We start from the raw sequence: 26,666 nt of genomic DNA on the forward strand, positions 1-26,666 counted from the left end.
ATCTTCGTCCTTACTCGGCAACCACACCGACGGGCGCGCTTACGCGTGCGCCGCCGCGGATGGTCATCCACATGTTCCAAATCATGATCAGCGCACCGCACAGGTACATGACCCCGCCCAAACCCCGCACGATGTACATTGGGAATTTCGCGGCAACGGTGTCGGCAAATGAGTTGACGAGGAACCCTTGCGCATCGACCTCACGCCACATCAAACCTTCCATGATGCCGGTGACCCACATGGACGCCGCATAAAGAACGATGCCGATGGTGGCCAACCAGAAGTGCCAGTTGATCGCGGCCATCGAATGCATCTGCGCACGACCCCAGAGTTTCGGCGTCAGGAAATACAGCGCTGCAAAAGTGATCATCCCGTTCCAGCCCAGAACGCCGGAGTGTACGTGACCAATGGTCCAGTCAGTGTAGTGTGACAGCGAATTGACCGCGCGGATCGACATCATCGGACCCTCAAACGTCGACATGCCGTAGAACGCGAGGCTGATCACCATCATCCGAATGATCGGATCGGTGCGCAGCTTGTCCCATGCACCATTCAGCGTCATCAGACCGTTGATCATGCCGCCCCAGCTTGGCATCCAGAGGATGATCGAGAAAACCATGCCAAGGGTCGCCGCCCAATCGGGCAGGGCCGTGTAATGCAGGTGGTGGGGACCAGCCCAGATATAAAGGAAAATAAGCGCCCAAAAGTGGATGATCGACAGCTTATAGCTGAAGATAGGCCGGCCCGCCTGCTTGGGCACGAAATAGTACATCATACCAAGGAAACCCGCCGTCAGGAAAAAGCCCACCGCGTTATGGCCATACCACCACTGTGTCATGGCATCTTGCACGCCCGAAAACAGCTGAACTGAATTGGAGCCAAAGACAGAGATCGGCAGTGAAAGATTGTTGATCAGATGCAGCATCGCCACGGTGACGATGAAGCTTAGGAAGAACCAGTTGGCGACATAGATGTGCTTTTCGCGCCGGTTGATCAGAGTACCCATGTAGATCACCAGATAGGACACCCAGACGATGGTCAGCCAGATATCGATGTACCATTCCGGCTCGGCGTATTCTTTGGATTGAGTGGATCCCAGAAGATAACCCGTGGCGGCCAAAACGATAAACAGCTGATAGCCCCAGAACACGAACCACCGCAGGTTCCCGCCCCAGAGCCGCGTCGCACAGGTGCGCTGCACGATATAAAACGACGACATGATCAGGGCGTTGCCACCAAAGGCAAAAATCACCGCCGATGTATGAAGCGGGCGCAGACGGCCAAAGTTGGCATAGGGTTGCGCCCATTCAAAGTTGAGCGCGGGAAACGCCAGTTGAAAGGCAATGAACGTGCCGACCAGAAATCCGACAACGCCCCAGAACCCGGTTGCGATGACGCCTGCGCGCACCACATCGTCCATATAGCCGTTGGCATCAACGCCACTACGAGGGGGCTCGTCGGTGTTGCGCAACACCCAGATGAACATGCCCGCAGCGATGGCCATGATCAGCAGCGCATGCACCTGATAGGCCAAATCCCGACCCCAGTCGGCTCCGATGGCCGCAAATACCGTGATCAGCGCAAGCGCGATCAATTTGACATAATCAGACGTCATATCTTGTCCCCTTTTTGCGCCGCACGCCAGATGGTTGGCCCTCTGGGTTAGCGTCAGCAGTGCGTTTGGAGGCAGAAATGACAGCCTCGGACAAAAGGGTCTTTGATCTGTGTCAATAATTCAGAGCTTTGTTTTGGGGTAAGGTCAAAGAAAGAGGCGACAAATCCTGTCACGCTCATTCGAATGGCGTCCAGGGGAGGAAAACCATGTCTATTCAGACGCTCACAACGATTCTGACCCATCAAAGCAGCGCAGATGAACAGCTTGACGCAGCGATTGCATTTGCCCGCACATGCGACGCGCATCTGCAGGTTCTGACGCTAGGCATCGGTTTTGCGCAAGCCGGTGTGATGTTCGGTGCCATTGATGCGGTGCCGGCCTCGATCGGGCTTGATGATGCCCAGGACCGTGCCGATGCATTGGCAAATCATGCCACGGCCCGGTTGATGAGAGAAGACATCAGATGGGATGTGGACCCTGTCGCCTGTTTCACATCAGGCATGGCCTTTGACATCATCCGCCACATCCGGTTCAGCGATCTGGTTGTTCAGGTGCGCCCCTCGGGTGAAGAGGCGGGATATTCCAGCAGGGTCGCAGAAACGATCCTCTTTGATGCGGATGCACCATTGTTGATGTTGCCCTCGGACGTGGCCGTTACTGCACCCGCAAACAGCATCATGGTGGCTTGGGATGAAAGCCCCACAGCGCTGCGCGCGACGCGGCTGGCAATGCCGTTCCTGCAACAGGCCGCAAGGGTCTATGTGGCGCTGGTCGACCCCTCAAAGGACGCGCCTGACCGGTCGGACCCCGGTGGCGCATTTGCGCAATTCCTGGCCCGCCATGACGTCAAATGCGAAGTGGCCGTCATGACCCGCACCGAGTCAACGATCGCAGAGACGCTGGGCCAACGGGCGCAGGAAATGGGCTGTGACATGATCGTGATGGGCGCATATGGACATTCTCGCCTGCGCGAGGTGCTTTTTGGCGGCACCACGAGGACCATGTTGGAAAAGGCCGGACTGCCGATCCTGTTTGCACACTAGGCCCGAGGCCCGGATACGTGCAGATCTGCTAGAACTTGCCCGCGATCTCTTCGTCCCCGGTTTCTGCTTTCAACCGCGCCATGTCAGGGATCTTGATGCTGCGTGTGCCGGTCAGTGTTATAAGACCATCCTTACGCAGGGCAGTCATCTGGCGGCTGACGGTCTCAATGGTAAGCCCCAGATAGTTCGACATTGCCTCGCGTGACATTGGCATCTCGAATTCGAGGCCATCCGACACCTCTTTCATGTGCAGATCCGCCGTGCGCCGCGCGATAAGTGCCAGCAAAAAGGTGATTTTCTCACGCGCCGTTTTGCGGCCGAGCAGCATCATCCACTCGCGTGCGACATCCAATTCATCCAGCGTCATTTCCAGCAGGCGTTGCCCGATATGCGGGGTGACGGCCACCAGTGCCTCAAATGGCTTGCGCCGAAAACAGCACAGCGTCACCTTTTGGATGGCCGTGACATCAAAGCCAACCGTGTTGCGGCCGGGTCTGCCGATAAAGTCAGACGGCAGCATCAGACCGACCATCTGGACCCGCCCATCGGGTAATGTGCGCGACAAGGTTGCGGCACCGGTGACCACCGAGGCCACAAAATGCATCTCGTCACCTTCAAACATAATCGGCTGTCCGGGATCATAGGTCCGGTAATATTTGATGTCTTCCAGCTTGCTCAATTCATCGGAATCACATGTTGAACACACCGCGCGGTAGCGGATGTTGCAGTCGGCACAACGGGTGAATTCTGAACTGTTCCGGGACAGGCTCATAGGAGGCAGCCTTTATGTTTTTTCTGTTCGCTGAACCATCATAGCAGTTCGCCCGGCAAACGAAAGCAAGTTGCACTGCGTCAGGTGCGCACAGCGGTCCTTTAGGGCTCATCCGGGATCGGCGCGCCCGGTCCGATCTGGCGTTCGATCGCCTGTTGCGCAGCCCCTGCAACCGCCTGCCGATCTGCGTCTGTCATTGTGTCAGACCCAGCCACCTCAACCTTGACGTTGCGTTCGGCCATCCGGATGCCGTTGGCGTCAAACGCATCACGCACCATCTGATAGGCATCACGGCGCACCAGCCATTGCTCGCCCGGTCGGGTCATGAACTTGACGCCCACCACCATGTTAAACTCTTCCATCCGCCGCACCCCCTGTGATTTCAGGGTCTCAAGAATGCTGGCACCGTATTCTTCGTTTTCTTTCAGCTGGGTGCCAATGGTCTTGATCAGCTTTTTCACCAGCTTCAGGTCCGTATCAAATGGGACGCGGAATTCGAGCTTCATGATCACCCAGTCGCGCGAATGGTTGGTCAGGTGGCGCAACTCCCCAAAGGGCAGCGTGTGTACAGCGCCGCGGTGATGGCGAATTTGCAGAGACCGGATCGAGATACGTTCGACCGTGCCGCGCAGATTGTCGATCTCAACATATTCGCCAACCCGAAAGGCGTCGTCGATGAGAAAAAATATCCCCGACACCACGTCCTTGACCAGCGATTGCGCACCAAAGCCGATGGCCACGCCAACAACCCCGGCACCGGCCAAAAGCGGTGCCACATTCACCCCAAGTGAGGTCAGGATCGACATCGCAACCATGGCCAACAACGTGATCATCAATGTCACCCGCAGCAAAGGCAACAGCGTGGCCATCCGCGCTTCCGGTCCCGGTGCCGTGCCCGGTTCGGGGGGCTGATAGGCATCAAGGCGGCGATCAATCGCGGAACTGGCCCAGACCCAGACCAGATCGGCAATCAACAGTGCAACAGCGCTGTCGATCATCAAAGCGACGGTTTTGCCCGCAAGCGTCGGGGACGCCGCACGCTCAAACACCCGCAGATCCCAGATCAATGCAATCGCAATGCCAACCCCAAACAGCGCGATGAACCGCACCAGCCGTTGTGCGATGGGGCGGTAACTTTCGTAAGGGTGGGGCAGGGAACTTGGCTCTTCGATGAACTCGATCTGCGCATCGGCCTCTTCGGTCAGCGGCAAAACCACGGTGGGCTCTGGGGGTTGAGCGCGTTCGAATGCGCCGTCGACCCAAACTCTGAGCAACCGCAAGCTGGGGATCAACAGACCGACCAGCACCAGCGTCCACATCAGCGCAACCTGACCCAGCACCAAAGCACAAAAGGCCAGCGTGGCCAGCACCGCCAGATACAGCCGCCACATGCGCGCGGGCTTACTGAGCGGCTTGGCCCAGCGGAACGTGACAAAAATTGCGATATACGTGGCGACAAGTGCCACCGCCGCCAGCACCAGCCTGACGCCAAGCGCATGTGCTGAATCAAGCGCCACACCCGTCACACGCGGGAACGTCCCAGAAAGCGATGCCGCCAGCACAAAGAGACCCGTGAGACACAGAAGCACCCGGCTGAGGTTTCTGGCAAACCGATTGCCAAGGGGCAGCAGCCGCAATTCCTGCACCGATGGGGCCAAAAACAGGACCAGCACGCTGTGAATGGCGCGCACTGAAAAGATGACAACCAGCAGATTAAGGACAAACCCTTCGAGGGCAGGGGGCCAGTCGAAAGCTGCAAATGCGCCGATGCTGCCAAGCGCAAAGATCGCGAGACCAGCCAGCGCAATCAACGCGCGCAAACAGGCGGCACCAATGCGGCCCCGGATGGTTTCAACAGGGTGAAGTTCAATCCGCAGCTTTAGCGCGTTGGTATATTGTCGAAAAAGCCATTCAAGCCCGGCACCGACAAAAAGAAAGATCATCACAAAGGTCAATCCGCGCACCTGCTTGCCTGAGTTCAGCTTGGTGCGCCATTGTTCAGCAAATAGCCCAGGTGTCGTGGGCAAAACCTGCCAGGCCTGCGCAATATCGCCCATCCGGGTGCGGGTCTGGTCCAACACCCCGACCAGTTGATCGCGCAGGGTTTGCGATCGCGTGGTATCTGCAAGGTCTGCGTCGTCCGCCTGGGTCGCAATCCAGTTTTGTATGCGTTCGTCCGCCAACAGACGGGTAAATTCGTGCAGATCATTGGCGGAGGGATCAGTGATCACCGCGTCTTGGGCCGATGCACCCACGGGAACCAGCCAGAATGTCAGGCACGCGGTCACGGCGAAGATGAGGCGCATCATGCGGACACCTGCGATGGGGAAACCTGTGTTTCCTCCTCTTCATGAAAGCTGAAATCAGGCTCATTGATCCTCTCGACCGTCAACGCCCCTGCGCTGGTCAGGGGCAGTTGACAGGCAAGCCGCACATCGCCACCGAATTTCAGGCGGTCCAATGTGGCGCGTTCCAGTGTCGACGGGGCCAACAGGTTGGTCTCGGCTTTCAGGATGCGCACGGCGCAGGTTCCGCATCGGCCGCGACCAGAACATAAATTCGCATGGGGCTGTCCGTGCGTGCGGAACGCATCCAACAAAGTCTGGCCGGTGTCCCCCTCAAATGAGCCGACATTTTTTGTTTTCAGGTGGATTACCGCCGGCTTGGCCAACGCATACCGCATGAGGCGCGCAACAAGCACAAGCACCCCCAGGACGACAGCCCCCCACATCACCGAACTCTGGATCTGGATGATCAGGGCAAAAGGTATTTCGGGGGCAGCATACCCCGGTGCAATTTCGCTTTGCACGACTTGGGGGCCGATCCCTGAGGCCAAAACAATCCGGCCCGCCGCAGTGAACCCCAGCAAGGCCAGAACAGGAACCGCCACCCCAAGCGGGTAGATCCAGGGTAACGCCGATGCAATCGTGGGTTTTGAACGGAGCCACATGAAAAACCCAGCCGCACCGTGGACCCAGGCAACGGACAACAACAGCACTTGGATCAGCCCGTAGCCCGGATTGCTGAGCCAAAAGATGCGCACAATAAGGTCGTAATCCACATCGACCCCCGCCCTTTGCAACATGACCACGCCAACGGCATGGATCGACAAAAGGGGGATGACGGCCAATCCTGAAAGCGCCTGCACCAGATCCTGAACGGTGCCGCCGATACGGGGCCGTTCATAGACCGACCACAGGCCAATCGCGTAATGGAATAGCAGGGCCGTCAACAAGATCAGCCGCGTCACGTCGGTGCCCCAGATCCCCGACAGATAGGGGCGCGCTGCATCCATGGCTTCTATTGAGATCAGGCCCAGACTGAGATTGATCAGATGCGATGTCACATATCCAAGCAGATACAAGCCAGAGATGAGACGCAGATTGCGCAAGAGGGTGCGAGACCCTGTTCGACGGGGGGCGGCAGTCAAATGAACAATCCGATGCAGTTAAATAATGATCGGAATACTAGGGCCGGGAAGGGGTCAGGTGCAAGCGCGAGGTGCCACCCGATGCCTGCGCGCCATTTTGTCGGGGCCCGGTCATCCACAGAGCAAAGGAATGTCTCAAAGACATTTCTAGTTGCAATAACACGGCGGATGGCTTTTTATTGGCTCACCAATCAATAAAAATCCTTTTGGGAGTTACCAACGCCATGAAACGCTTGCTTGCAACATCTGCACTTGCCCTGACTGTTGCCACATCTGTGGCCGCTGCAGGCTGTGAAAAAGTCACCTTTTCTGATGTGGGCTGGACCGACATCACCGCAACAACTGCGGCTGCCTCTGTCGTGCTGGATGCGCTGGGATATGAGACCGAGGTCAAGATCCTGTCGGTGCCTGTGACCTATACATCCATGGCAGCAGGCGACATTGACGTTTTCCTGGGCAACTGGATGCCAACAATGGAAGCTGACATCGCCCCTTACCGCGAAGCAGGCACCGTTGATACGGTCCGTGCTAACCTTGAAGGTGCAAAATATACGCTGACCGTCAACAAAGCTGCTGCCGACATGGGCATCAAAACCTTTGCTGACATCGCCGCACAATCCGAAGCGCTGGAAGGCAAGATCTACGGCATTGAGCCCGGCAATGACGGCAACCGTCTGATCCAGTCGATGATCGACGCGAACGCCTTTGATCTCAAGGACTTCGAAGTGGTCGAAAGTTCTGAACAAGGCATGTTGGCGCAGGTTGCCCGCGCTGATCGCAAGGGCGATCCGGTGGTGTTTCTGGGCTGGGAACCCCACCCAATGAATGCCAACTTTGAACTGACCTATCTCGAAGGCGGCGATGATTTCTTTGGCCCGGACCTTGGCGGTGCCACAGTTTATACCAACACCCGCGCCGGATACGCGGCTGAATGCCCGAATGTGGGCGCGCTGTTGAACAACATGGAATTCACCCTTGCCATGGAAAACGAAATCATGGGCGCGATTCTGGACGATGGCAAAAAGCCAAACGAGGCCGCAGCGGAATGGATCAAGGCCAATGCCGGAGTTCTTGATGGCTGGCTTGCCGGTGTGACGCACCTCGACGGCAGCGACGGTTTGGAAGCTGCAAAGGCGGCGCTGGAGTAAATCCACCACATGACTGACAAAGCCCGCCCGCCGTACTGGGCGGGCTTTTTCACATTCGATTGCCTAGACCATCTTTGAGGGACACACATGAATTGGCTCACCGATAATAAAATACCGATCGCGGACGTGGCCGAAGATGCTCTCGACTGGCTGCAGATCAATGGCGAATGGTTCTTTGATGGCATGGCCACGGCGATGGAATGGCTGATTGAGGCAATCCTCTGGGTGCTGCAAACGCCCCATCCGCTCATCATCATCGCAGCCTTTGCAGGTCTGACATGGGTGATCCAGCGCAACTGGAAAACGGTTGTGTTTGTGGTGCTGGGGTTCCTTTTCATTCTCAATCAGGACTATTGGGAGGAAACCACAGAAAGCCTGACGCTGGTGCTTTCGGCATGTGTGGTTTGTATGGGGGTCGGTGTCCCCATTGGCATTGCGGCGGCGCACCGCCCGCGTCTTTACCGGTTCATGCGTCCGGTGCTTGATCTGATGCAGACATTGCCAACATTCGTCTATCTTATCCCGGCGATTGTGTTTTTTGGCATCGGTATGGTGCCCGGCCTGATCGCCACGGTGATCTTTGTGCTGCCCGCACCGATCCGCCTGACCCAGCTTGGGATTTCATCAACACCTAAATCCCTGCTTGAGGCAGCCGAGGCATTCGGGGCGAAACCGAGCCAGACATTATGGAAAATCGAACTGCCTTATGCGCTGCCTCAGATCATGACAGGCCTGAACCAGACCATCATGTTGTCATTGTCGATGGTGGTGATCGCGGCCCTTGTCGGGGCGGACGGGCTGGGCGTGCCGGTGGTGCGGGCGCTCAATCAGGTGAACACCGGGTTGGGGTTTGAATCCGGGCTCATCATTGTGGTGGTTGCAATCATGTTGGACCGTATGTTGCGGGTGGGTGACAAATGACGACAGCTGTAGAATTCGACAACGTCTCAATCGTTTTTGGCGACAAGCCGGACAAGGCATTGCCGCTGATGGACGAGGGCCAAAGCCGGTCTGAGGTCGAGGCGGCAACAGGTCAGGTTCTGGGCGTTCACAACTGTAGCCTGAGCGTTGCAGAGGGTGAGATCCTTGTCCTGATGGGCCTGTCCGGGTCTGGAAAATCGACATTGCTGCGCGCGGTCAATGGGTTGAACCCGGTGGTGCGTGGCCATGTGACCGTGCACGACGGTTCGTGGTCGGCCAATGTCCAAAGTTGTTCGGCCAGTGACCTGCGTCAGGTCCGCCGTGAATGTGTGTCGATGGTGTTTCAGCAATTTGGCCTGCTGCCGTGGCGCACCGTGCGCGACAACGTGGCATTGGCGCTGGAACTGTCTGACGTGCCGAAAAAGGATCGCTATGAGCGCGCGGACAAACAGCTCGCACTTGTCGGTCTGGCCGATTGGGCGGACCGCAAGGTCGGCGAATTGTCAGGCGGCATGCAGCAACGCGTGGGTCTGGCCCGTGCCTTTGTGACCGAAGCCCCGATTTTGCTGATGGATGAACCCTTTAGCGCGCTTGACCCCTTGATCCGGACACGATTGCAGGACGAACTGCTTGACCTGCAACGCGACCTCAAACGCACGATCATCTTTGTCAGCCACGATTTGGACGAAGCGTTCAAGCTGGGCGGGCGCATTGCCATCATGGAAGGCGGGCGGATCGTACAGATCGGCACCCCGCGCGAGATCTTTTCAAACCCCGCGTCCGACTATGTCGCCGATTTCGTCGCCAACATGAACCCGCTCGGCGTGCTGACGGCGCGCGATGTGATGGGAAAGGCATCCGGGGCCGCATCGCCATCTGTGAATGCCGAAACCCCCGTTGCCGAATTGATCGCGCAGCTTGAGGGGACCAATGCGCGCCTTGATGTGACAGAGGATGGCAAACGCATTGGCACCGTCACAGCGCCAAGCATCATTGATAGGCTCAGAAGCGACGCCTGAAGGCGACGTTTCTTAAACACATGTTTTAAAGATAGGCCGCCAGCGCCTCGCGCACCGCGTCGGGCCACGGCATCGAGGTATGTTTGACCAGATCACTGGCGGCCAGCACCTGGGTGCTGTTCCATCGGTGTTCGTCACCGCAATCAATGGAGTGGGCCAGCGTTACCGAAGACCGCCCCAGCTTGACAACGTTCAATGTGAAAACAAGCTCATCCCCAAAGAGCGACGGTTTCGAGAAATCGCAGGCCAAATGCACTGTCGGCGTGCCCCAGCGTTCTTTCCAGATAATCTCGTTCCACGGAAAGCCGAGATGGCCAAAGAACTCTTCGTTCACGCCGTTCAGAATGTTGAGATATGATGGGAAATACGCTGTCCCGGAAATATCGCAATCGCCAAAGTGCAGGATGCGGGAGGTGGTGAAAGTTTGCGACATGGCAAAGGGACCTTTTTGACTGTTCGCGCGCAAACTACGTGTGAAGACCAAAAACCTCTAGCCGATAATCAATACCGTGCGGATGTTTATCGGTGACGCGGCCCTCTCCTCTGATCCCAGCCGCGCAGAAAAATGCAAAGCATCTTAATATGCAGCCTTCGCGATCTCACTCCTCGCCGGTCACGGTCAGCCCGAGCAACCGCCAGATCTGCATGCCGCCCCGGTAATAGAAGATGCGGTCCGCCGGATACCCCGCCTTGACCATACTGCGGATTGCCGTGGGGGACTGGCCGCACCAGATGCCATTGCAAAAGAGCGCCACGCGTTTTGCGTTCTCGCAATCCCACCCCTCAAAATCCGGCTCGCATCCCAGCGTACTCAGTTCGTCAAGGACATAGGTATAGGGTATGTTGATCGCGCCGGGGATCGTGCCGCCCTGAAACCAGTCCGAGGTGCGGCTGTCCACCACAACGTCGTCAGGGCTCTTGAGCATTTTGATCAGTTCCAATTCACCGATCGTGGCCACGCCTTCTGTCGGGGTAACCGGCTGGATACAGAAGTCGGGGCAGGGACGCGAGGTGCGCGCCCAATCGCCGCCAATCTCGTGCGTCGTATCCTGAATTCGGCCAATTTCGACCGGACCGTTACGCGTCTGCACGGTGACCGATGGCATGTCCTTGGTGATGCCCACCTCAACGTCGGCCAGTGCGGTGCCAGCGGCAAGGGTAAATGCGATTGTCAGCGCTAGTTTTCTCATGATGAGATCCTTTTGTTCAGTTGCGTTTCCGGGCCAAGCTTAGTCGCCGAAATGGTCCGGCGACACCGCCAAATGTCCCGGATTGTCTGCCGCGGATGCGGAACTGCCACCAGATCGCGCGCAGCACAGAGGCATGAGTGAGTTTATATGCATCTGAATGGGCAACTGTTGACCTGCATCAATAACACCCTGCGCCAAATCGCCCATGCTGCCCAACATAAAGAAAAGGATTCTAAGAATGTTAAACGTTTCGAAACCATCGGCCAACCGTATAGATATCGAGCTTTCTGGTGTCCTCGACGCAGCAGGAATGCAGGCAGCGCTTGATCATCTTATTGAGGAATCCGAGGGCATCACCCACGGTAAAATGCTGTATACGATCTCGGACTTCGAAATGCCGACATTGGGTGCGATGGCGGTGGAGTTTCAACGGATGCCAAAACTGTTCAGCCTCACCAGCAAGTTCGACAAATGCGCGGTGCTCTCGGATGCCGCGTGGATTCGCAGGGCGGCAGAGATAGAAGGGGCCGTCATTCCGTCACTTGAAATAAAGAGCTTTGCCCTTGCCGATGCCAAGGCGGCAGAAGCCTGGCTCAATGACACTGTTGAGGAAGAAAGCAACGACGCAGAATTTGAGAATTTTCCGATTTAGAACGGTGCAAGGGTGCCCTTGCGCCCAAGGTAACACCACTGATCTGCCTGATCCGTTCTTATTCTTCAGGGATGCCCAGTTTGCGCAGATAGACGGAAAAATCCTCCAACGCTTCGGGAGAGAATACCATGGCGTCCTTGTACCGCTTGATACTCATGTCGGGATAGGCCCTGAGCATGATATCTTTCGAGGCTTCCGCTTCTGCGACGCGGCCTGCCGCGAGTAACGCCGGGGCAAGATTGCGGTGAATCCAAAAGGCACTGGGCCGTTCCATCAGCGCACGCTGGAAGAGGTTTGCCGACGCGCTGTAATCGCCGGAAATCTGATGCGCGCTGGCCATCCCGACAAGATTGTTGAAATTCATCGGATCAAGCGGGCTTAGCCGCATGGCGTGTTCGAAATGTTGAAAGGCGGCTTCGGGGCGGTCGGCGTAGACCTCAAGCCAGCCCAACCTGCTCAGCGCCCAGGCGGAATTGGGGTCAAGTGTGATCGCCCGTTCCAGCAATATCCGAGCGGTGCCGTGGTTGCGCGCAAAGGTATGCACAACGCCAAGCACCGACAGGATCAGAGGGTCATCCGCCGAAAAACCTGCCGCTTTTTCCGCCAGATCAAGAGCGCGGGCTTTGGCGGTTTCGATGTCATCGGTCCAGTTATAGACCGAATGCTGGGCCCAGCACCAACCCGAGAGCGCCAGCGCCAGCGGATAATCCGGGTCGATCTTGAGGGATTTCTGAAGCAAATCCAATGCAAGCGCCGCTTCCTCTTGTTCCTGCATCCACACATGGCGGATGGCGCGCATAGCATAATCATAAGCGCCCATGTCATGTGGTCTTTTGTGCATGGCGCGGTCAATTTCTGCCTTTTGAATCGACGGTTGCAAGGCCCCGGCGACCTGTTCGGTGATCCGGTCTTGAAGGTCAAAAAGTTCACTGTCCGCGCCGTCGTATTTTTCGGCCCAAAGATGTGCGCCTGTCGTGGTTTCGATCAGCTGAACAGTGATCCGCAGTTTGCCCCCTGCGCGCTGTACGCTTCCTTCAAGCACATACCCCACGCCCAATTCACGCCCAATGTCGATGACATTCATATGGCGGCCCTTGTAGGCAAAGGCTGAATTTCGGGCGATCACAAAGAACGACCGTATCCGCGACAAAGCGGCGGTCAGGCTTTCGACCACCCCATCGGCGAAATAGTCCTGATCGGGATCGCTGGACATGTTGTCAAAGGGCAGGACCGCAATCGACGGTTTGTCAGGCAACGCGAGCCTGTGCGCGGGATCGGCGGTCTGAACGTCGGGCCAGCGAAACACCCGGACTTTGCGGGTGATGTTTTTCAAGACCCGTTCGCCAACATCCGCAAATTCAGCGTCGACCTTACCCGAGACATGCTCGTGTGCCGTCGCGCTCAGCGCGACGCCGCCGGGCGTACAGACCTCCTGGATGCGCGCCGCGACATTCACACCGTCGCCATAGATATCTGAGCCTTCCAGTATCACATCGCCCAGATTGACCCCGATGCGCATGGCAATGGTCATGTCGCCGGAAATACCGTCGTTAAAATCGGGCATCGCCTGCTGGATCGCAATGCCGGCCAGCACCGCATCGACGACACTTGAAAATATCACGATCGCGCCATCGCCCATCAGTTTGGCAATGCGTCCATTGTGGTTTGTCACCTGTGGCGCAACGATGGTCCTGCGCAGCTGTTTGAGAACCGCCAGCGTCCCGGCCTCGTCCACGCCCATCAGACGTGAAAATCCGACAACGTCCAAAGACATGATTGCCGCGAGTTGCCGTTGTGCGCACTGTGTTACCATGGGACGCGGCTCCTGTTCATCCGGTTGCGGCCTGATCCGACGGGAGTGATGCAGATACATGCATCCAGGCCGCGCGGATCGCCTCAGTTGCGATATGTGCATCCTGCACCGAAGTGGCCCCACAAATCACGGATATTCTCATGACCCATTCGCCGCGCCAAAGGCCACCGCTGACGAAAATGAGGCCCTCTTGCACCAAGTGGTCAATCACACCAACGGCATAGGCTTTGCGCCGCTCGGTCCCGTCGCCGTCATGACCGAAACGCAGGATAATCTGATTGAGCACCACATCGTTCATCACCTGAATGCCCGGTGTCGCCTGCATGCCCCGGGCGATCTGGCGCGCAATCGCGCAATGGTCGCGCACCATCTGAACAACGCCGCTGCGCCCGAGGGATTTGAGCGCGGCCCAGGTTGGCAAACCGCGTGCCCGGCGTGACAATTCGGGCACCAGAAATGACGGCAGCCTGTCACCAGGCCCCTGCGCTGGCAGGTAGCTGGCGGAAATTGCCATGGCGCTTTGCAGCGCCTGTGCATCGCGCACGATGGCATAGCCGGAATCAAAAGGCACCTGCAGCCATTTGTGTCCGTCAACGGCCCATGAATCGGCCCTTTCGACGCCTTTCGTCAGGCCGCGTAAATCGGGGTCGGCACGGGCCCAAAGCCCAAAAGCACCATCCACATGCAGCCAGGCATCATTGTCTTTGGCAATCTCTGCAATCGCCAAAAACGGGTCAAAGGCACCGGTGTTGATCTGGCCTGCCTGTGCAATGATCAGCTTGGCCCCCGTGGCTGACGCACATTTGCGCGCCAGATCATCGGCACGCATCCGGCCTTGCGCATCGGTATCAACCCGGATGAGCCGCTGATTGCCGAACCCAAGATACCGCAGCGCCGACAAGACCGACGTGTGCAAGTCGTCACCAACAAAGACATGCACCTGAGGGGCCCCAAAAAGCCCCTGAGCCTCGACATCCCACCCGTGCCGGCGCAGCAATTCTCCGCGCGCGGCAGCCAGCGCCGTAAAGCTGCCGATTGTGGCACCGCTGACAAAACCCACCGCCGAGGTGCGTGGAAGATCAAGAATGTCGAGCAGCCAGCCTGCTGCAGTTTCCTCCACCGCTGCGGCGGTGGGCGAGGATGTGTGCATCGCCGCATTCTGTCCCCAGGCAGACGCCAACCAATCCGCCGCAACGCCCACCGGCGAGGAGCCACCCAGCACCCATCCGAAAAACCTCGGGTGGGTCGTGTGCATGAGGCCGGGTTCCCCGAGGTCCGCCAGCTCCTCAATCACGGCACTGTCGGGGCTGCCCGTTTCCGGCAAAGGGGCCGCAAACCTGTCACGCATTTCGGCATAGCCCTGATGCGGCCGCACCTTTTGAGTGGCCACATCAGCCCTGTATGCCGATGCGCGATGATATGCCGTTTCAAAAACATCCATCAGACTTTGTCCGCTCAGCCCATTTGCGCGTCAGGCGTAGAGAGCGAGATCGCAACCTCTTCGGCGTCCATGTCCTCAGCAATGTTTTCGAACATCGGTGTGGTCAGATAACGTTCACCGGTATCAGGCAACATGCACAGAATAACCGACCCTTTTGGCGCGGTTTCGGCCACTTTCAATGCGACGGCAAAGGTGGCACCCCCAGAGATACCGGTAAAGATGCCTTCTTTTTGGGCAAGGTCCTGAGCGCATTGAATGCCATCGGCACCGGCAACCGGGATCAGATCATCATAGCCGTTCTTATCAATCGTTTCCTGCAGAACGGCTGGGATGAAATCGGGCGTCCAGCCTTGGATGGGATGCGGTTCAAAAGCAGGGTGGCTGCTGGCGGGCGCATTGTTGGCACTGCGTTCCTGTGAATGGCCACTGCCAATCAGCTGCGCATTGGCAGGTTCGGTCAGGATGATCTTGGTGTCCGGGCGCTCTTTGCGCAAAACCCGCGAAATGCCTGTGACCGTGCCACCGGTGCCATACCCCGAGACCACAAAGTCCAGCCGCGATCCGTCAAAATCGGCCATGATCTCGCGCGCCGTGGTCGCCTCGTGAATGGCGGCATTGGCAGCGGTTTCAAATTGTGCCGCAAGGAACCAGCCGTGTTTTTCGGCCAGTGCCGCAGCTTTTTGGTACATGCCAAAGCCCTTCAATGCACGCGGCGTCAGCACCACCTTGGCACCCAGCATGCGCATCAGGCGGCGGCGTTCGATGGAAAAACTATCGGCCATCGTCACGACAAGCGGATAGCCTTTTTGAGCGCAGACCATCGCCAGTCCGATCCCGGTATTGCCGCTGGTGGCTTCGACCACAGTCTGGCCGGGTTTCAGCGCCCCAGAGCGTTCCGCCGCTTCGATAATGTTCACTGCCAGACGGTCCTTGACCGACCCCGCCGGATTGAACGCTTCGGCCTTGACGTAAATCGTCGCCCCATGTGTTGGTATGTTGTTCACCCGGATCACCGGCGTGTCACCGATGGTGTCAAGCACGTTGTCATAAAGACGCCCGCGCCCCTTTGTGGTTCTGATGGTTTTGCTGGCTGACATGTGAAGTTCCTTTTCTGAGCTACGCTTGGGGATAGTTGTCTGACCGGACGGACAACTTGATGGTGCCCGTCCGGTCCGTTTGAAATGGCCGATAAGACGTCTGTTTATTTGGGGGTCCCCTTGTGGATCACAAACTTACAGACATCGGCCGCGATGTCTTTAGTTATCTATTTCGGCGCTTGTTTCGCGTCGAGCGGCAGCATCAAGTGGACCAACGGGGTTTCATCCCACATGACATAGGGGCCGCCATCATAGGGATTGCGAGGAAGACCGGCCAGCATCTCGGTCTGCGGAAACAGAACCATGAGATGTGGCCCTTCCTGAACCCAGACGCCGCCGTCGTTTGGATCGGTAGCCATGGGGTTGTCGTTGTTGACCATCGCATCGCCGGCCAGCATGTAGGAAAAGCCAACCTTGTCCGTTGTAAACGCGGTTCCTGACGCCGCGGCAGCCATCCACTCCATCCAGACGGCGTCATTGCACATCGGGTGCGTGTCGCCGGGGATCAGGCCAATGCCCGGCAGGCAAACCCACCCATTTGTTCCACTGCGCAGAACCGTTCCGTCGACATCCATGATCGTGGCATCGTCGGTAACGTCCGAAGGGGCTGCTGTGAGGGCGCGGGCAATTTTTTCTTCCGTCGTTTCTGAAACGGAAGGCGTGGCAGCACAGGCCATGGAAAGTGCAAGCATCGCCGCGAGGGACCGGTTTGCATAATGTGGCATATCAAATTCTCCTTTAAAGCAGTGTTGAATGATCAACATCTGCCAGACCGTGCGCGGGCCTGCTTGAGGAGAACTTGAGTTTTTCGTGGTGTTTCCCACAGATGCGCATAATGTTTGAAGATGCGCTACCGTTTTGACCTTTTTACGCTGGACCTCGATCGCGGGCTGTTGCTTGAACAGGGGCGCGATCTGGCGATTGAGCCGCGCGCCTTTGCGTTGCTGGCGCTTTTGGTGATGAACCATGACAGGGTGGTGACAAAGGACGAGATCGTCGAAAAGGTCTGGGACGCCCGGATTGTGTCTGACGCGGCGATTTCCACAGTGATCAAGACAACACGCAAGGTTCTGGGCGACGACGGTGTAACGCAGCAATATATCCGCACGATACGTGGCCGGGGCGTGCGTTTTGTCGGCACCGTGGTGACACTTGCATCCGCGCGCGTTCCGGTCCCGAATGACCATGCAGCAGCGGCTGGCGCAATCACACCGTCCGAGCGCCCGTCGATTGCCATCCTGCCATTTCGGATGGTGGGCTATTCCGAAAGCCACAGCGCGGTCGCCGATGCCATCCCCGCCGAGCTGATTTCATGTCTTTCACGCCTGCGTTGGCTAAAGGTGGTGTCACGCGGTTCCACATTTCGCTTCCGGCAGGATGATCCTGATCTGACAGTGATCCGTGACACGCTGGGGGTGAGTTATTGCCTGACCGGTTTGGTTGAAATTTTCGGCGCTGTGGTTGCGGTCTCGGTCGAGTTGTCCGACACCCGAAGTCAGGCAGTTGTCTGGAGCGAACGGTTCTCGGGCACGATCAGTGATGTCAATCAAACCAGAAACGACATCGTGAACCATGTGATTTCAGCGCTGGAACTGCATGTGCCTTTGAACGAAGCAGAACGCGCGCGCCTGCGCCCGCCTGAAAACCTCGATGCGTGGAGTGTATATCATCTGGGGTTGCAACATATGTACCGCTTTAACAGGGCGGACAATCAGATAGCAGCGGGACATTTTGAGCGGGCCACCACGCTGGAACCGGGCTTTGCCAGAGCCTATGCTGCACGCTCGTTCACAAGTTTTCAAAGTGCCTTTCTGAAATACTCCGATGATCGGTCTGGGGAAGTTGAAAACGCCCGGCGCTTTGCCGAAAAATGCGTTGAGCTTGATCCGGTGGACCCGTTTGGCAATTTCACCCTTGGGCGGGCGCATTGGCTCAAGGGTGACCCGGAGGCAGGGATGCCGTGGATTGATCGCTCTGTCGATCTGAGCCCGAATTTCGCACAAGGTTTCTATGCACATGGCTGGGCCGACGTGATGGCGGGCCGAAACACAGACGCCTTGAAGCACCTTGAAAACGCCGCTTTGCTCAGCCCACTGGACCCGTTTTTATACGCGATCCAGGCCGCCCGCGGGTTGGCCTATCTGCAATTGGAAGACTATGACAATGCGCTGCTTTGGGCAGAAAAAGGGGCGCGCGCACCCGGCGCGCATTTTCTGATCGGCACGATTGCCGCGATGATTGCCAAGATCAGTGGCGATGAACAAAAGGCTGCCTATTGGGGGAAAAAGGTGAAAGAGCGCAGGCCGGACACTTCTGTGGCAACGTTCTTCACGGCGTTTCCTTTCGAGGATTCAGAAATGCGCAGGTCCATGCAAACGGCCCTTGTCTCCATTGGGCTGAAAGATGACTACACAGGCCTGCATGATTAGGCCTTTGAAACGCGCAAGATCCCACCCATACGTCGATCTGCCCACCACACGGCACCGCTCAAAAATTTCCGCCACGCACCGCCTTCGCCGATGGGCTTGAAGTGAAAGGGCAGGGCCGCTTGCGACAAGGGCAGATGCCGGAGCGCCGCAGCACATGCGGGGAATTTTGTTTTCAAATCAATGCCAGCCTTCGCTTTCTTGAGAAATTTCGGCACCGCTATTGCAAATGCGGTGCAGTGTTGTGCATGTTTAAATCCTGATTATATCCGGAGTTTCTGTGTCCCTCCTTATTATTGTTGCCCTGCCATTCTTTGGTGCACTGTTGCCAGGCGTAATGAATTCAGCGGGCCGATCCGCCTGCGCTGGTGTGACATTCACCGTATCGCTCGCCGCCTTTGTTGGTCTGCTGACCAATCTGCCAACTGTGCTGGCAGGCGACGTTGTGATGGCGCGGGTGAACTGGATGCCTTCGCTCGGCTTGAATTTCACTTTGATGCTGGATGGGCTTGGCTTTTTCTTTGCCCTGCTGATCCTTGGCATTGGCCTTTTGATCATCGCCTATGCGCGACACTACCTAAGCCGCGATGACAACATGGGCGAGTTCTTTACTTACCTGTTGCTCTTTCAGGGCGCGATGGTGGGCATTGTTCTAAGCGACAATATCCTGCTTTTGCTGATTTTCTGGGAACTCACGTCGCTTTCTTCGTTTCTTCTGATCGGATTTTGGAAGCATCTGCCCGAGGGCCGCCAGGGTGCGCGGATGGCCTTGGTGGTCACGGGCACAGGCGGTTTGGCGATGATCGGTGGTATGCTGATTCTGGGTCAGATTGTCGGCAGCTATGACCTGAGCGTCATCTTGCAGAACCGCGACGTTATTCAGGCTGATCCGCTCTATGTGCCGGCCCTGATCCTGATCCTGCTGGGCTGTTTCACCAAGTCGGCACAGTTTCCGTTCCACTTCTGGCTGCCGCATGCGATGGCGGCACCAACTCCGGTTTCTGCCTATCTGCACTCGGCCACGATGGTGAAAGCGGGTATATTCCTGATGGCGCGGATGTGGCCCGTCTTATCCGGCACGCCGGAATGGGTCATGATCGTCACCAGCGCCGGGTTGATCACGATGGTTCTGGGCGCGGTGATTGCGTTGTTCAAACACGACCTGAAGGCATTGCTTGCATTTTCAACGGTCAGCCATCTTGGCCTGATCACGATGCTTTTGGGCACAGGCACGGCCTTTGGTGCGATGGCGGCGGTCTTTCACATCCTGAACCATGCGACCTTCAAGGCGGCTCTGTTCATGTCTGCCGGGATCATCGACCACGAAGCACATACCCGCGACATCCGCCGCCTGGGCGGTCTGCGCAAGCTGATGCCGGTCACCTTTTGCATCGCGTCGCTGGCGGCTTTGTCAATGGCGGGGATACCGCTGCTCAACGGGTTCTTATCCAAGGAAATGATGCTGGAAGAAGCCAATCATACGGTGCTTTTTGGCGTGCCTTTGCTGGTGCCTGCTCTGGCAACCTTTGGGGCGTTGTTTTCGGCGGCCTATTCGTTCCGTCTGATCGGTCATGTTTTCCTGGGTCCGGTGCGCGACGATTATCCCGCCAAACCGCATGATCCGGGCGCGGGTCTGTGGTTGCCTCCCGCACTTTTGGTGGTCCCGGTGGTGGTGATTGGCATCGCACCGTTTCTTGCCGAGCCATTTGTAAAACTTGTGACGGCCTCCGTGCTGGGCGATGCGGCGGCGGTGCCAACTGCGCATTTCAAACTTTGGCACGGATTGGTGCCAGCGCTCTTTATGTCCGTCATTGCCGTCGTTGGTGGTTTGCTGCTGCTATCGGTGTTCAACCCGGCGCTGCGCCTGTGGGATGGCGCACCGCGTCCTGAGGCCAAGGTGATCTTTGAAGCCATCGTCGAGGCGGCAGCCCGGCTGGCCCAAAAGCTGATCCTGCCGCTGCATAACGGGGCATTCACGCGCTATGCAGCCATCGGGTCGATTGCGATTTTTGCCGCCGGGCTGCATGCCTGGAGCACCGGCACGATTGGCGCACCCACGCGCATCATGCAGCCGGCTGGCGCATTGCTGATTGCCGGGTGGTCCATGCTGGTGGCTGCAACCGTCGGTCTGGTGCTGCTGCACCGCAACCGTTTCCTGTCGCTGATCCTGATTGGCATCGTTGGCCTGATGGTGTCAGTTGGATTTGTGTTCTTCAGTGCGCCCGATCTTGCCATGACACAATTCACTGTCGAAGTGGTCACGATCATCCTGCTGCTGTTGGCGCTGAATTTCCTGCCGAACACGACGCCGATTGAAAGTACCGTATTGCGCCGTGTCCGCGACGCTGGTGTGGCGGTCGCGGGTGGTGTGGGGACATTTGCATTGGCCTATTATTTCCTTCTGCGCGAAGCGGTAACGACACCGATCTCGGAATTTCATCTGGCCAATTCCTACAAGGGTGGCGGTGGCACCAATGTGGTCAACGTGATCCTTGTCGATTTCCGGGGCTTTGACACCTACGGCGAAATCATCGTTCTGGGCATCGCGGCGCTGCTGATCTATGCACTGACCGAGACCTTGCTGAATGGCCCGGTGCGTGCGCGGCTGTTGAACCGCAAGCCCGACCAGCCGCGCGCTGGCGACGTGCACCCGATGATGATGGTTGTGCTCACGCGGGTCATCATGCCGGTGGTTCTGTTGGTCGGTTTCTATATCTTCTGGCGCGGCCATAACGAACCGGGGGGCGGCTTTATCGCCGGTCTCGTTGTTTCGATTGGCGTGGTGATGCAATACATGGCCAGCGGTTTTGCCTGGACCTCGTCGCGATTGAGATATCCCTATCACGGGGTGATCGGGGCAGGGGTGCTGATTGCCGGTCTGACCGGTATTGGATCATGGTTCGTGGGCAAGCCTTTCCTGACCTCCGATTTCACTTATGTCCGCATTCCCCCGTTCGAGAAATTTGAATTGGCCACAGCGGCGCTGTTTGATCTGGGCGTGTTTCTGGCTGTCGTCGGGGCGGTGATGCTGTCGCTGGAAAGCTTCTCGCGGCTCGCACGGCGCGCGCATGTATCAGACAGCGAACATCCGATGGACATCGACCCGTCGCGGGACGATCCGCCGACCGATGGCACCGCATTCGTAAAGGAGGGCGGGTGAATGGAGCTTCTTGTTGCATCCGCCATTGGCATCCTGACCGCAGGTGGCATTTACCTGATGCTGAGGTTGCGCACGTTTCCGGTGATCCTGGGCATGTCGCTGCTGACCTATGCCGTCAATGTGTTTCTGTTCGCATCTGGCCGTCTGACCGTGGGGGCCCCGCCGATCCTGCGTGACGGCGTGACAACCTATACCGACCCGCTGCCACAGGCATTGGTTCTGACCGCGATCGTGATTTCCTTCGGGATGACAGCGGTGGTGGTGATGATTGGCCTTGGGGCGTTTCTGGGGTCGGACGATGACCATGTGGACGACCTCACCGACGCCTCTGATACCAAGGCGGAGGGCAGATCATGAACCACTGGATCATCGCCCCCGTTGTTCTGCCCGCGTTGCTGGCACCGTTCATCGTGCTGGCCGCACGGTACCACATCGGCATTCAGCGCGCTTTTTCTTTGGCTGGGGTGCTCTCACTGATCGGCATTGCTGCAGGGCTGGCCTTGCAGGTGTCGGACGGGTCCATCGTGCTTTATCGACTCAGCGATTGGGCCGCGCCCTTTGGCATTATCTTGGTGGGGGACAGGTTGTCGACACTGATGGTTCTGCTGACGGCGGTGCTGGCGCTTTTCGTGCTGCTTTATGCGGTTGGGTCCGGTTGGGACAACCGCGGGCGGCATTTTCATGCGCTGTTCCAGTTTCAGCTGATGGGCATCATGGGCGCGTTTCTGACCGGTGACCTCTTTAACCTTTTTGTCTTTTTCGAAGTGTTGCTGATCGCATCTTACGGGCTGATGATCCACGCAGGGGGCAACGCGCGGCTTCGCGCAGGCGTTCAATACGTGCTGTTCAACCTCATCGGCTCAACGCTTTTCCTTTTTGCCCTTGGGTCAATCTATGCCGAAACGGGCACCTTGAATATGGCTGATCTGGCCAACCGGGTCGCCATGATCGGACCGGAAGATACGGTGGGTATCCGCGTTGCCGCCGTACTGCTGTTGCTGGTTTTTGCGATCAAGGCCGCACTGGTGCCGCTGCATTTCTGGCTGCCGTCAAGCTATGCCGAGGCACCCGCACCGGTCGCAGCACTTTTTGCGATCATGACAAAGGTCGGGGCCTATGCGATCATCCGGGTCTACACGATGATTTTCCCGCCAGAGCTTGAGGTCACCGCAGGTCTGCATGATCTTTGGTTGCTGCCTGCCGCACTGATTTCACTGGCCATCGGGATGGTCGGTGTTCTGGCCGCCAAAAGGCTGGACCGGCTGGTGGCCTTTTCTGTCATCGGATCAATGGGCATGGTGATGGTGTCAATCTCGCTGTTCAACCCGGCAGGCATCGCAGCGGCGCTGTACTACATCGTTCATTCGACTTTGGCAGGGGCCGCATTGTTCCTCATATCGGATCTGGTGCGAACGGGGCGGGCGAATTTGGAACTGACCCCGCAGCCCCCCGTCGCCGGAACGTCGCTGACGGCTGGCTTCTTTTTTGTGGGTGCAATCGCGATGGCGGGCTTGCCACCGCTATCGGGATTTCTGGGTAAACTTCTGGTGCTGGATGCCGCTTATGGCACCGACCTTGTTGTCTGGATATGGGCGATTGTGCTGGGGTCCAGCCTGATCAGTATCGTGGGATTTTCGCGCGCTGGCAGCATTCTGTTCTGGAAAGCCCATGCAAAGGATGAGACGAAAGAGGTGCCCGAGATGACCCGCCCCGCCGCCTTGTCTTATGTCGCGGTGGGCGGGCTGATATCGCTGATGGCCTTGCATACGATTTTTGCGGGGCAGGTGCATGGGTATACAACGACCATCGCGGCACAGCTTTTCGCGCCAGAGCCCTATATCTCGACCGTGGTGGATACGCCCGGCAAGCTGAGCAAGCCGAAGGAGGGCCATTGACATGGCACGCGCATTTCACTGGCTGATGCCGCACCCGTTTCTGACGCTGATACTGGCGGTGGTCTGGACGCTTTTGCAGAATGAAATTTCTGCTGGAATGGTCGTATTTGGCATCATACTCGGGATTATCATACCTTGGGGCACGTCGGTCTGGTGGCCGGACAGACCAAGAAGTTTTCGGTTGGGCAAGATGATCAGCTACAGCATTGTGGTGATGTGGGATATCCTTGTCGCCAATGTACAGGTGGCCTGGATCGTTCTGACCGTGCCGAATGCCAAGCTGAAACCGGCGTGGATCGTGATCCCGCTGGAATTGCGCCAGCCCGAAGCCATCACGGTGCTTGCCGGGACCATAACGCTTACCCCCGGTACCGTGTCTGCGGACCTTTCAGACGAGGGTCACAGTCTGTTGGTACATGTGCTGCACACCGACGATGCTGATGCCGTCCGGGATGAGATTAAATCCCGCTACGAGCGCCGCCTTCAGGAGATTTTCCTATGACGACAGCAACAGGAATTTTGGATTTCGCTCTGGTGATTGCGTTTGTCGCACTTGCCCTTGGTCAGATCCTGTCCATGGTGCGGCTGATACTGGGCCCCACACCCGGTGACCGGATCCTTGCGCTTGACACGATGGTCATCAACGCACTGGGTCTGGTGATCGTGCTTGGCATCCACCTGGGCGTCCAGATTTATTTTGAGGTTTCGCTGCTCATTGCCATGTTGGGGTTTGTCTCCACCGTCGCCTTGGCACGGTTCCTGTTACGCGGGGATATCATCGAATGATCGCTCAGATTATTGGAACCTATGTTGTCGCACTCTGTTTGCTGATCGGGTCATTCTTTGCCGTTGTAGGCGTGATTGGCCTGTTGAAATTCAACGATCCGATGACGCGTCTGCATGCCCCGACAAAGGTCGGGACCGTGGGGATCGGCATGTTGCTTCTGGCCTCAATGATCCATTCGTTCGTCTTGGGCGAAGCCTCGATTCATGAAATCCTGATCATGGCGTTCCTGTTTGTCACCGCCCCGATCTCTGCCAACTTTATTGCCAAGGTCAGCATCCACCGCCGGGACTGTGCCACGCCACCATCGCCCCCGCGCGACGACACATGGTCAACGCTGGGCACACCGCAATCTGATCGCAAGACTGAAGAGATCAGCCAGAAATAGGCGATACCGCGTCACGCACCCCCTTGGGGCCGCGCCATGTACGGTCCCTGAGCCTTGCGGCCTAAAGAATTCATGAATGAGATTTTAGGGAACGTGTTATCAAACGATGATGAAGCCCATAAAGTCACGAATGGATCACTGGCGAAAGACGCGGTTCCTCAGCGTTCTCTCTGACATCACCAGTTTTGCGCAGTTTGCCCTTCGTCGCTTTGCCAATGACGGGATGAGCCAGGCCGCAGGCGCGCTGACCTATTCGACACTTCTGGCACTGGTGCCGCTTTTGGTGATTGCATTTGCCGTGTTGTCAGGTTTTCCAATCTTCGACCCGGTCAAGGCGCAGGTGGAAGAGCTTTTCTTAAGCATTCTGGTACCAGAGACCAGCGATGAAATCAGGACGTACCTGACGGAATTTACCCGCAACGCAAGCAATCTGACAGCAGCAGGCATCGTGGCGCTTCCCATAACGGCAGTGCTGTTGCTGTCCACGATCGAGACCACTCTGAACCGGGTGTGGCGGGTGGACCGGCCCAGACCACTTTTGACCCGTCTACTGGTGTTCTGGGCGCTTCTGACTTTTGGTCCGCTGCTTTTGGGGGCAAGCCTTACCTTGACGACGGATGCGATGAAGTTCGCCCAAGGCTCGGCCTTTGGCTCAGGTGTGGGGCTGACCCCAGATTGGCTAAAGGCAACACTTGCCGTCCTGACACAATCGGTTGCGTTCTCATTGCTCTACATCTTGATCCCCGCCCGGCAGGTCCGTCTGCGTGATGCCGCGATCGGGGGTGTTTTTGCTGGGCTCGGGTTTCAGGTCCTGCGCTGGGTGTTCAATACGTTTTTGACCTCTGGTGCCAGCTATACAACGATCTACGGGGCGGTTGCGATCATCCCGATATTTCTGATCTGGATGTATTTGTCATGGACCGTCATCATCCTTGGGGCGGTTCTGTCCGCGTCCTTTCCCGACTGGTGGCGCAGGCGCGATCCGCTCACAGGGCTGTCGTTGTCCCCCGCAGAAACACTGGAGGTTGCGGTTGCCCTGCTGGCAGCCTTTGGTCGCCAGTCAATGCAAGGTGGCACGACAACGCAGGAACAATTGGCCGAAGCAATCCCGCTTTTGTCGCGCGAACCGATCATCGATGCGCTGCGCAACGCGGGCTACATTGTCGAAGCAAAGGACGAGGGGCTGAGTTTGGCACGCAATCTGCAAAGTGTGACGCTGGCCGAACTGGCCCGCGATCTTGGGCTGGCGCTGGGGCGCGCGCATGATGCCGTCGAACGGCCCGCCCTAAGGCGTGTGACAAAAGCGTCAGGTCAATTGCCCGCGCTGTTGGTCAGGTTGCAAAAAGCCGAAGACGACATACTGAGTGCGTCCATCGCGCAGACCATTGCAGACGCTGTTTCAATGCCGACCGATGAAGCCGGGCCGGACGACTGAATGCGCCTTGCAGGGCGCTGGTGGTTCGGCTGGGCTTTGGTGCCGCACAAGCTGCGATCAATCTCAGTCAGCCGCCGGAATAATCCCGGATGACAAAATGCTTTGTTGTGGTTTCCAGCACATTCCAGAACCCCCGAAAACCGTTTGGGATGAGAAAGCTGTCTCCCGCACGGAAATCCTGAACCTGCCCATCCTCCGAGATCAACTGCGCATGGCCGGACAGAAAAACACAAAACTCGTCCCGGTCAAAAAACGCATGCCATTTGCCGGGTGTGCTTGTCCATGTCCCGGCCATCAACGAATTGTCCGGGCTGGTAAACCGCATTGTCGTGGTGTGGTGCGGATCACCTGACACCACGCGGTCGGGCAGATCGGCAAGGCGGCGCTGGGTGGTTTCTGCTAGGGCCTGAAAATCAATGACGGGTCCGGTCATGAGG

Annotated in this window: 24 protein-coding genes; 13 read left to right on the plus strand and 11 right to left on the minus strand. The window is 57.5% G+C overall.

Annotated features, from left to right (window positions below):
- Positions 1 to 10: 10 nt before the first annotated feature.
- Positions 11 to 1,615, minus strand: coding sequence for a cytochrome-c oxidase, cbb3-type subunit I (gene ccoN, locus C1J02_RS08825; RefSeq protein ID WP_114878236.1), 1,605 nt, complete (start codon positions 1,613 to 1,615; stop codon positions 11 to 13).
- A 206-nt stretch (positions 1,616 to 1,821) separates the two neighbouring features.
- Here ccoN and C1J02_RS08830 point away from each other — a divergent pair, with 206 nt between their 5' ends.
- Positions 1,822 to 2,658, plus strand: coding sequence for a universal stress protein (locus C1J02_RS08830; RefSeq protein ID WP_114878237.1), 837 nt, complete (start codon positions 1,822 to 1,824; stop codon positions 2,656 to 2,658).
- A gap of 28 nt (positions 2,659 to 2,686) precedes the next feature.
- Here the strand turns inward: C1J02_RS08830 and fnrL are convergent, their stop codons facing one another.
- From fnrL to C1J02_RS08845, 3 genes are all read right to left on the minus strand, one after another.
- Positions 2,687 to 3,430 (minus strand): transcriptional regulator FnrL, encoded by a 744-nt coding sequence (gene fnrL / locus C1J02_RS08835; RefSeq protein WP_114878238.1) that lies wholly within the window; start codon positions 3,428 to 3,430, stop codon positions 2,687 to 2,689.
- A gap of 101 nt (positions 3,431 to 3,531) precedes the next feature.
- Positions 3,532 to 5,739, minus strand: coding sequence for a mechanosensitive ion channel family protein (locus C1J02_RS08840; RefSeq protein ID WP_114878239.1), 2,208 nt, complete (start codon positions 5,737 to 5,739; stop codon positions 3,532 to 3,534).
- Complete coding sequence (locus tag C1J02_RS08845) at positions 5,736 to 6,860, minus strand: 2Fe-2S iron-sulfur cluster binding domain-containing protein (protein WP_205389889.1); 1,125 nt, start codon at positions 6,858 to 6,860, stop codon at positions 5,736 to 5,738. Before C1J02_RS08845 ends, C1J02_RS08840 begins: the two co-directional genes overlap by 4 nt.
- A 224-nt stretch (positions 6,861 to 7,084) precedes the next feature.
- On the opposite strand from C1J02_RS08845, the gene C1J02_RS08850 reads away from it, so the two are divergent.
- From C1J02_RS08850 to choV, 3 genes are all read left to right on the plus strand, one after another.
- Complete coding sequence (locus C1J02_RS08850) at positions 7,085 to 8,008, plus strand: choline ABC transporter substrate-binding protein (RefSeq protein WP_114878240.1); 924 nt, start codon at positions 7,085 to 7,087, stop codon at positions 8,006 to 8,008.
- 87 nt (positions 8,009 to 8,095) lie between these two features.
- The gene (gene choW / locus C1J02_RS08855) at positions 8,096 to 8,929 is read left to right on the plus strand and encodes a choline ABC transporter permease subunit (protein WP_114878241.1); all 834 of its coding nucleotides are present in this window, start codon (positions 8,096 to 8,098) and stop codon (positions 8,927 to 8,929) included.
- The gene (gene choV, locus C1J02_RS08860; RefSeq protein ID WP_114878242.1) at positions 8,926 to 9,948 is read left to right on the plus strand and encodes a choline ABC transporter ATP-binding protein; all 1,023 of its coding nucleotides are present in this window, start codon (positions 8,926 to 8,928) and stop codon (positions 9,946 to 9,948) included. Before choW ends, choV begins: the two co-directional genes overlap by 4 nt.
- Before the next feature lie 25 nt (positions 9,949 to 9,973).
- Here the strand turns inward: choV and C1J02_RS08865 are convergent, their stop codons facing one another.
- Together C1J02_RS08865 and C1J02_RS08870 are read right to left on the minus strand one after the other, a co-directional pair.
- Complete coding sequence (locus C1J02_RS08865; protein ID WP_114878243.1) at positions 9,974 to 10,381, minus strand: thioesterase family protein; 408 nt, start codon at positions 10,379 to 10,381, stop codon at positions 9,974 to 9,976.
- A 166-nt stretch (positions 10,382 to 10,547) separates the two neighbouring features.
- Entirely contained in the window at positions 10,548 to 11,138 is a 591-nt protein-coding gene (locus C1J02_RS08870; protein WP_114878244.1) for a rhodanese-like domain-containing protein, read from the minus strand.
- A gap of 238 nt (positions 11,139 to 11,376) precedes the next feature.
- On the opposite strand from C1J02_RS08870, the gene C1J02_RS08880 reads away from it, so the two are divergent.
- Positions 11,377 to 11,790, plus strand: coding sequence for an STAS/SEC14 domain-containing protein (locus C1J02_RS08880; protein ID WP_114878246.1), 414 nt, complete (start codon positions 11,377 to 11,379; stop codon positions 11,788 to 11,790).
- A gap of 58 nt (positions 11,791 to 11,848) precedes the next feature.
- On the opposite strand, the gene C1J02_RS08885 is transcribed toward C1J02_RS08880, so the two are convergent.
- The 4 genes from C1J02_RS08885 to C1J02_RS08900 form a co-directional block, all read right to left on the minus strand.
- Positions 11,849 to 13,603: an adenylate/guanylate cyclase domain-containing protein gene (locus tag C1J02_RS08885; protein ID WP_162798287.1), complete on the minus strand. Its 1,755-nt coding sequence runs from the start codon at positions 13,601 to 13,603 to the stop codon at positions 11,849 to 11,851.
- A gap of 16 nt (positions 13,604 to 13,619) precedes the next feature.
- A complete protein-coding gene (locus C1J02_RS08890) occupies positions 13,620 to 15,044 on the minus strand; it encodes a pyridoxal-dependent decarboxylase (RefSeq protein WP_114878248.1) in 1,425 nt (474 codons plus the stop codon).
- Positions 15,045 to 15,058: 14 nt separating this feature from the next.
- Positions 15,059 to 16,141, minus strand: coding sequence for a PLP-dependent cysteine synthase family protein (locus C1J02_RS08895; protein ID WP_114878249.1), 1,083 nt, complete (start codon positions 16,139 to 16,141; stop codon positions 15,059 to 15,061).
- Positions 16,142 to 16,308: 167 nt separating this feature from the next.
- A complete protein-coding gene (locus tag C1J02_RS08900; RefSeq protein ID WP_254693248.1) occupies positions 16,309 to 16,866 on the minus strand; it encodes a hypothetical protein in 558 nt (185 codons plus the stop codon).
- A 120-nt stretch (positions 16,867 to 16,986) separates the two neighbouring features.
- Between C1J02_RS08900 and C1J02_RS08905 the strand changes: the two genes are divergently transcribed.
- The 8 genes from C1J02_RS08905 (at position 16,987) to C1J02_RS08945 (ending at position 26,229) form a co-directional block, all read left to right on the plus strand.
- Entirely contained in the window at positions 16,987 to 18,570 is a 1,584-nt protein-coding gene (locus C1J02_RS08905) for a winged helix-turn-helix domain-containing protein (RefSeq protein WP_114878251.1), read from the plus strand.
- Between the two features lie 277 nt (positions 18,571 to 18,847).
- Positions 18,848 to 21,727: a monovalent cation/H+ antiporter subunit A gene (locus C1J02_RS08915; protein WP_114878253.1), complete on the plus strand. Its 2,880-nt coding sequence runs from the start codon at positions 18,848 to 18,850 to the stop codon at positions 21,725 to 21,727.
- Positions 21,728 to 22,084 carry a Na+/H+ antiporter subunit C gene (locus C1J02_RS08920; protein ID WP_114878254.1) on the plus strand — a complete coding sequence of 119 codons (357 nt, stop codon included), beginning with the start codon at positions 21,728 to 21,730 and terminating at the stop codon, positions 22,082 to 22,084. It abuts the gene before it with no gap.
- Positions 22,081 to 23,622, plus strand: a complete 1,542-nt coding sequence (locus C1J02_RS08925) for a monovalent cation/H+ antiporter subunit D (RefSeq protein ID WP_114878255.1) — start codon at positions 22,081 to 22,083, stop codon at positions 23,620 to 23,622. Before C1J02_RS08920 ends, C1J02_RS08925 begins: the two co-directional genes overlap by 4 nt.
- Before the next feature lies 1 nt (position 23,623).
- Complete coding sequence (locus C1J02_RS08930; protein ID WP_114878256.1) at positions 23,624 to 24,124, plus strand: Na+/H+ antiporter subunit E; 501 nt, start codon at positions 23,624 to 23,626, stop codon at positions 24,122 to 24,124.
- Complete coding sequence (locus C1J02_RS08935; RefSeq protein ID WP_114878257.1) at positions 24,121 to 24,408, plus strand: K+/H+ antiporter subunit F; 288 nt, start codon at positions 24,121 to 24,123, stop codon at positions 24,406 to 24,408. Before C1J02_RS08930 ends, C1J02_RS08935 begins: the two co-directional genes overlap by 4 nt.
- A complete protein-coding gene (locus tag C1J02_RS08940) occupies positions 24,405 to 24,794 on the plus strand; it encodes a Na+/H+ antiporter subunit G (RefSeq protein WP_114878258.1) in 390 nt (129 codons plus the stop codon). The genes C1J02_RS08935 and C1J02_RS08940 overlap by 4 nt, the downstream gene beginning before the upstream one ends.
- Before the next feature lie 106 nt (positions 24,795 to 24,900).
- The gene (locus C1J02_RS08945) at positions 24,901 to 26,229 is read left to right on the plus strand and encodes a YihY family inner membrane protein (protein ID WP_114878259.1); all 1,329 of its coding nucleotides are present in this window, start codon (positions 24,901 to 24,903) and stop codon (positions 26,227 to 26,229) included.
- 67 nt (positions 26,230 to 26,296) lie between these two features.
- Here C1J02_RS08945 and C1J02_RS08950 read toward each other — a convergent pair whose 3' ends face one another.
- Entirely contained in the window at positions 26,297 to 26,662 is a 366-nt protein-coding gene (locus tag C1J02_RS08950) for a cupin domain-containing protein (protein ID WP_114878260.1), read from the minus strand.
- Between the last annotated feature and the right edge of the window lie 4 nt (positions 26,663 to 26,666).

Origin of the sequence: Sulfitobacter sp. SK011 (assembly GCF_003352065.1) — a bacterium.
In the GTDB taxonomy this organism is placed as follows: Bacteria; Pseudomonadota; Alphaproteobacteria; order Rhodobacterales; family Rhodobacteraceae; genus Sulfitobacter.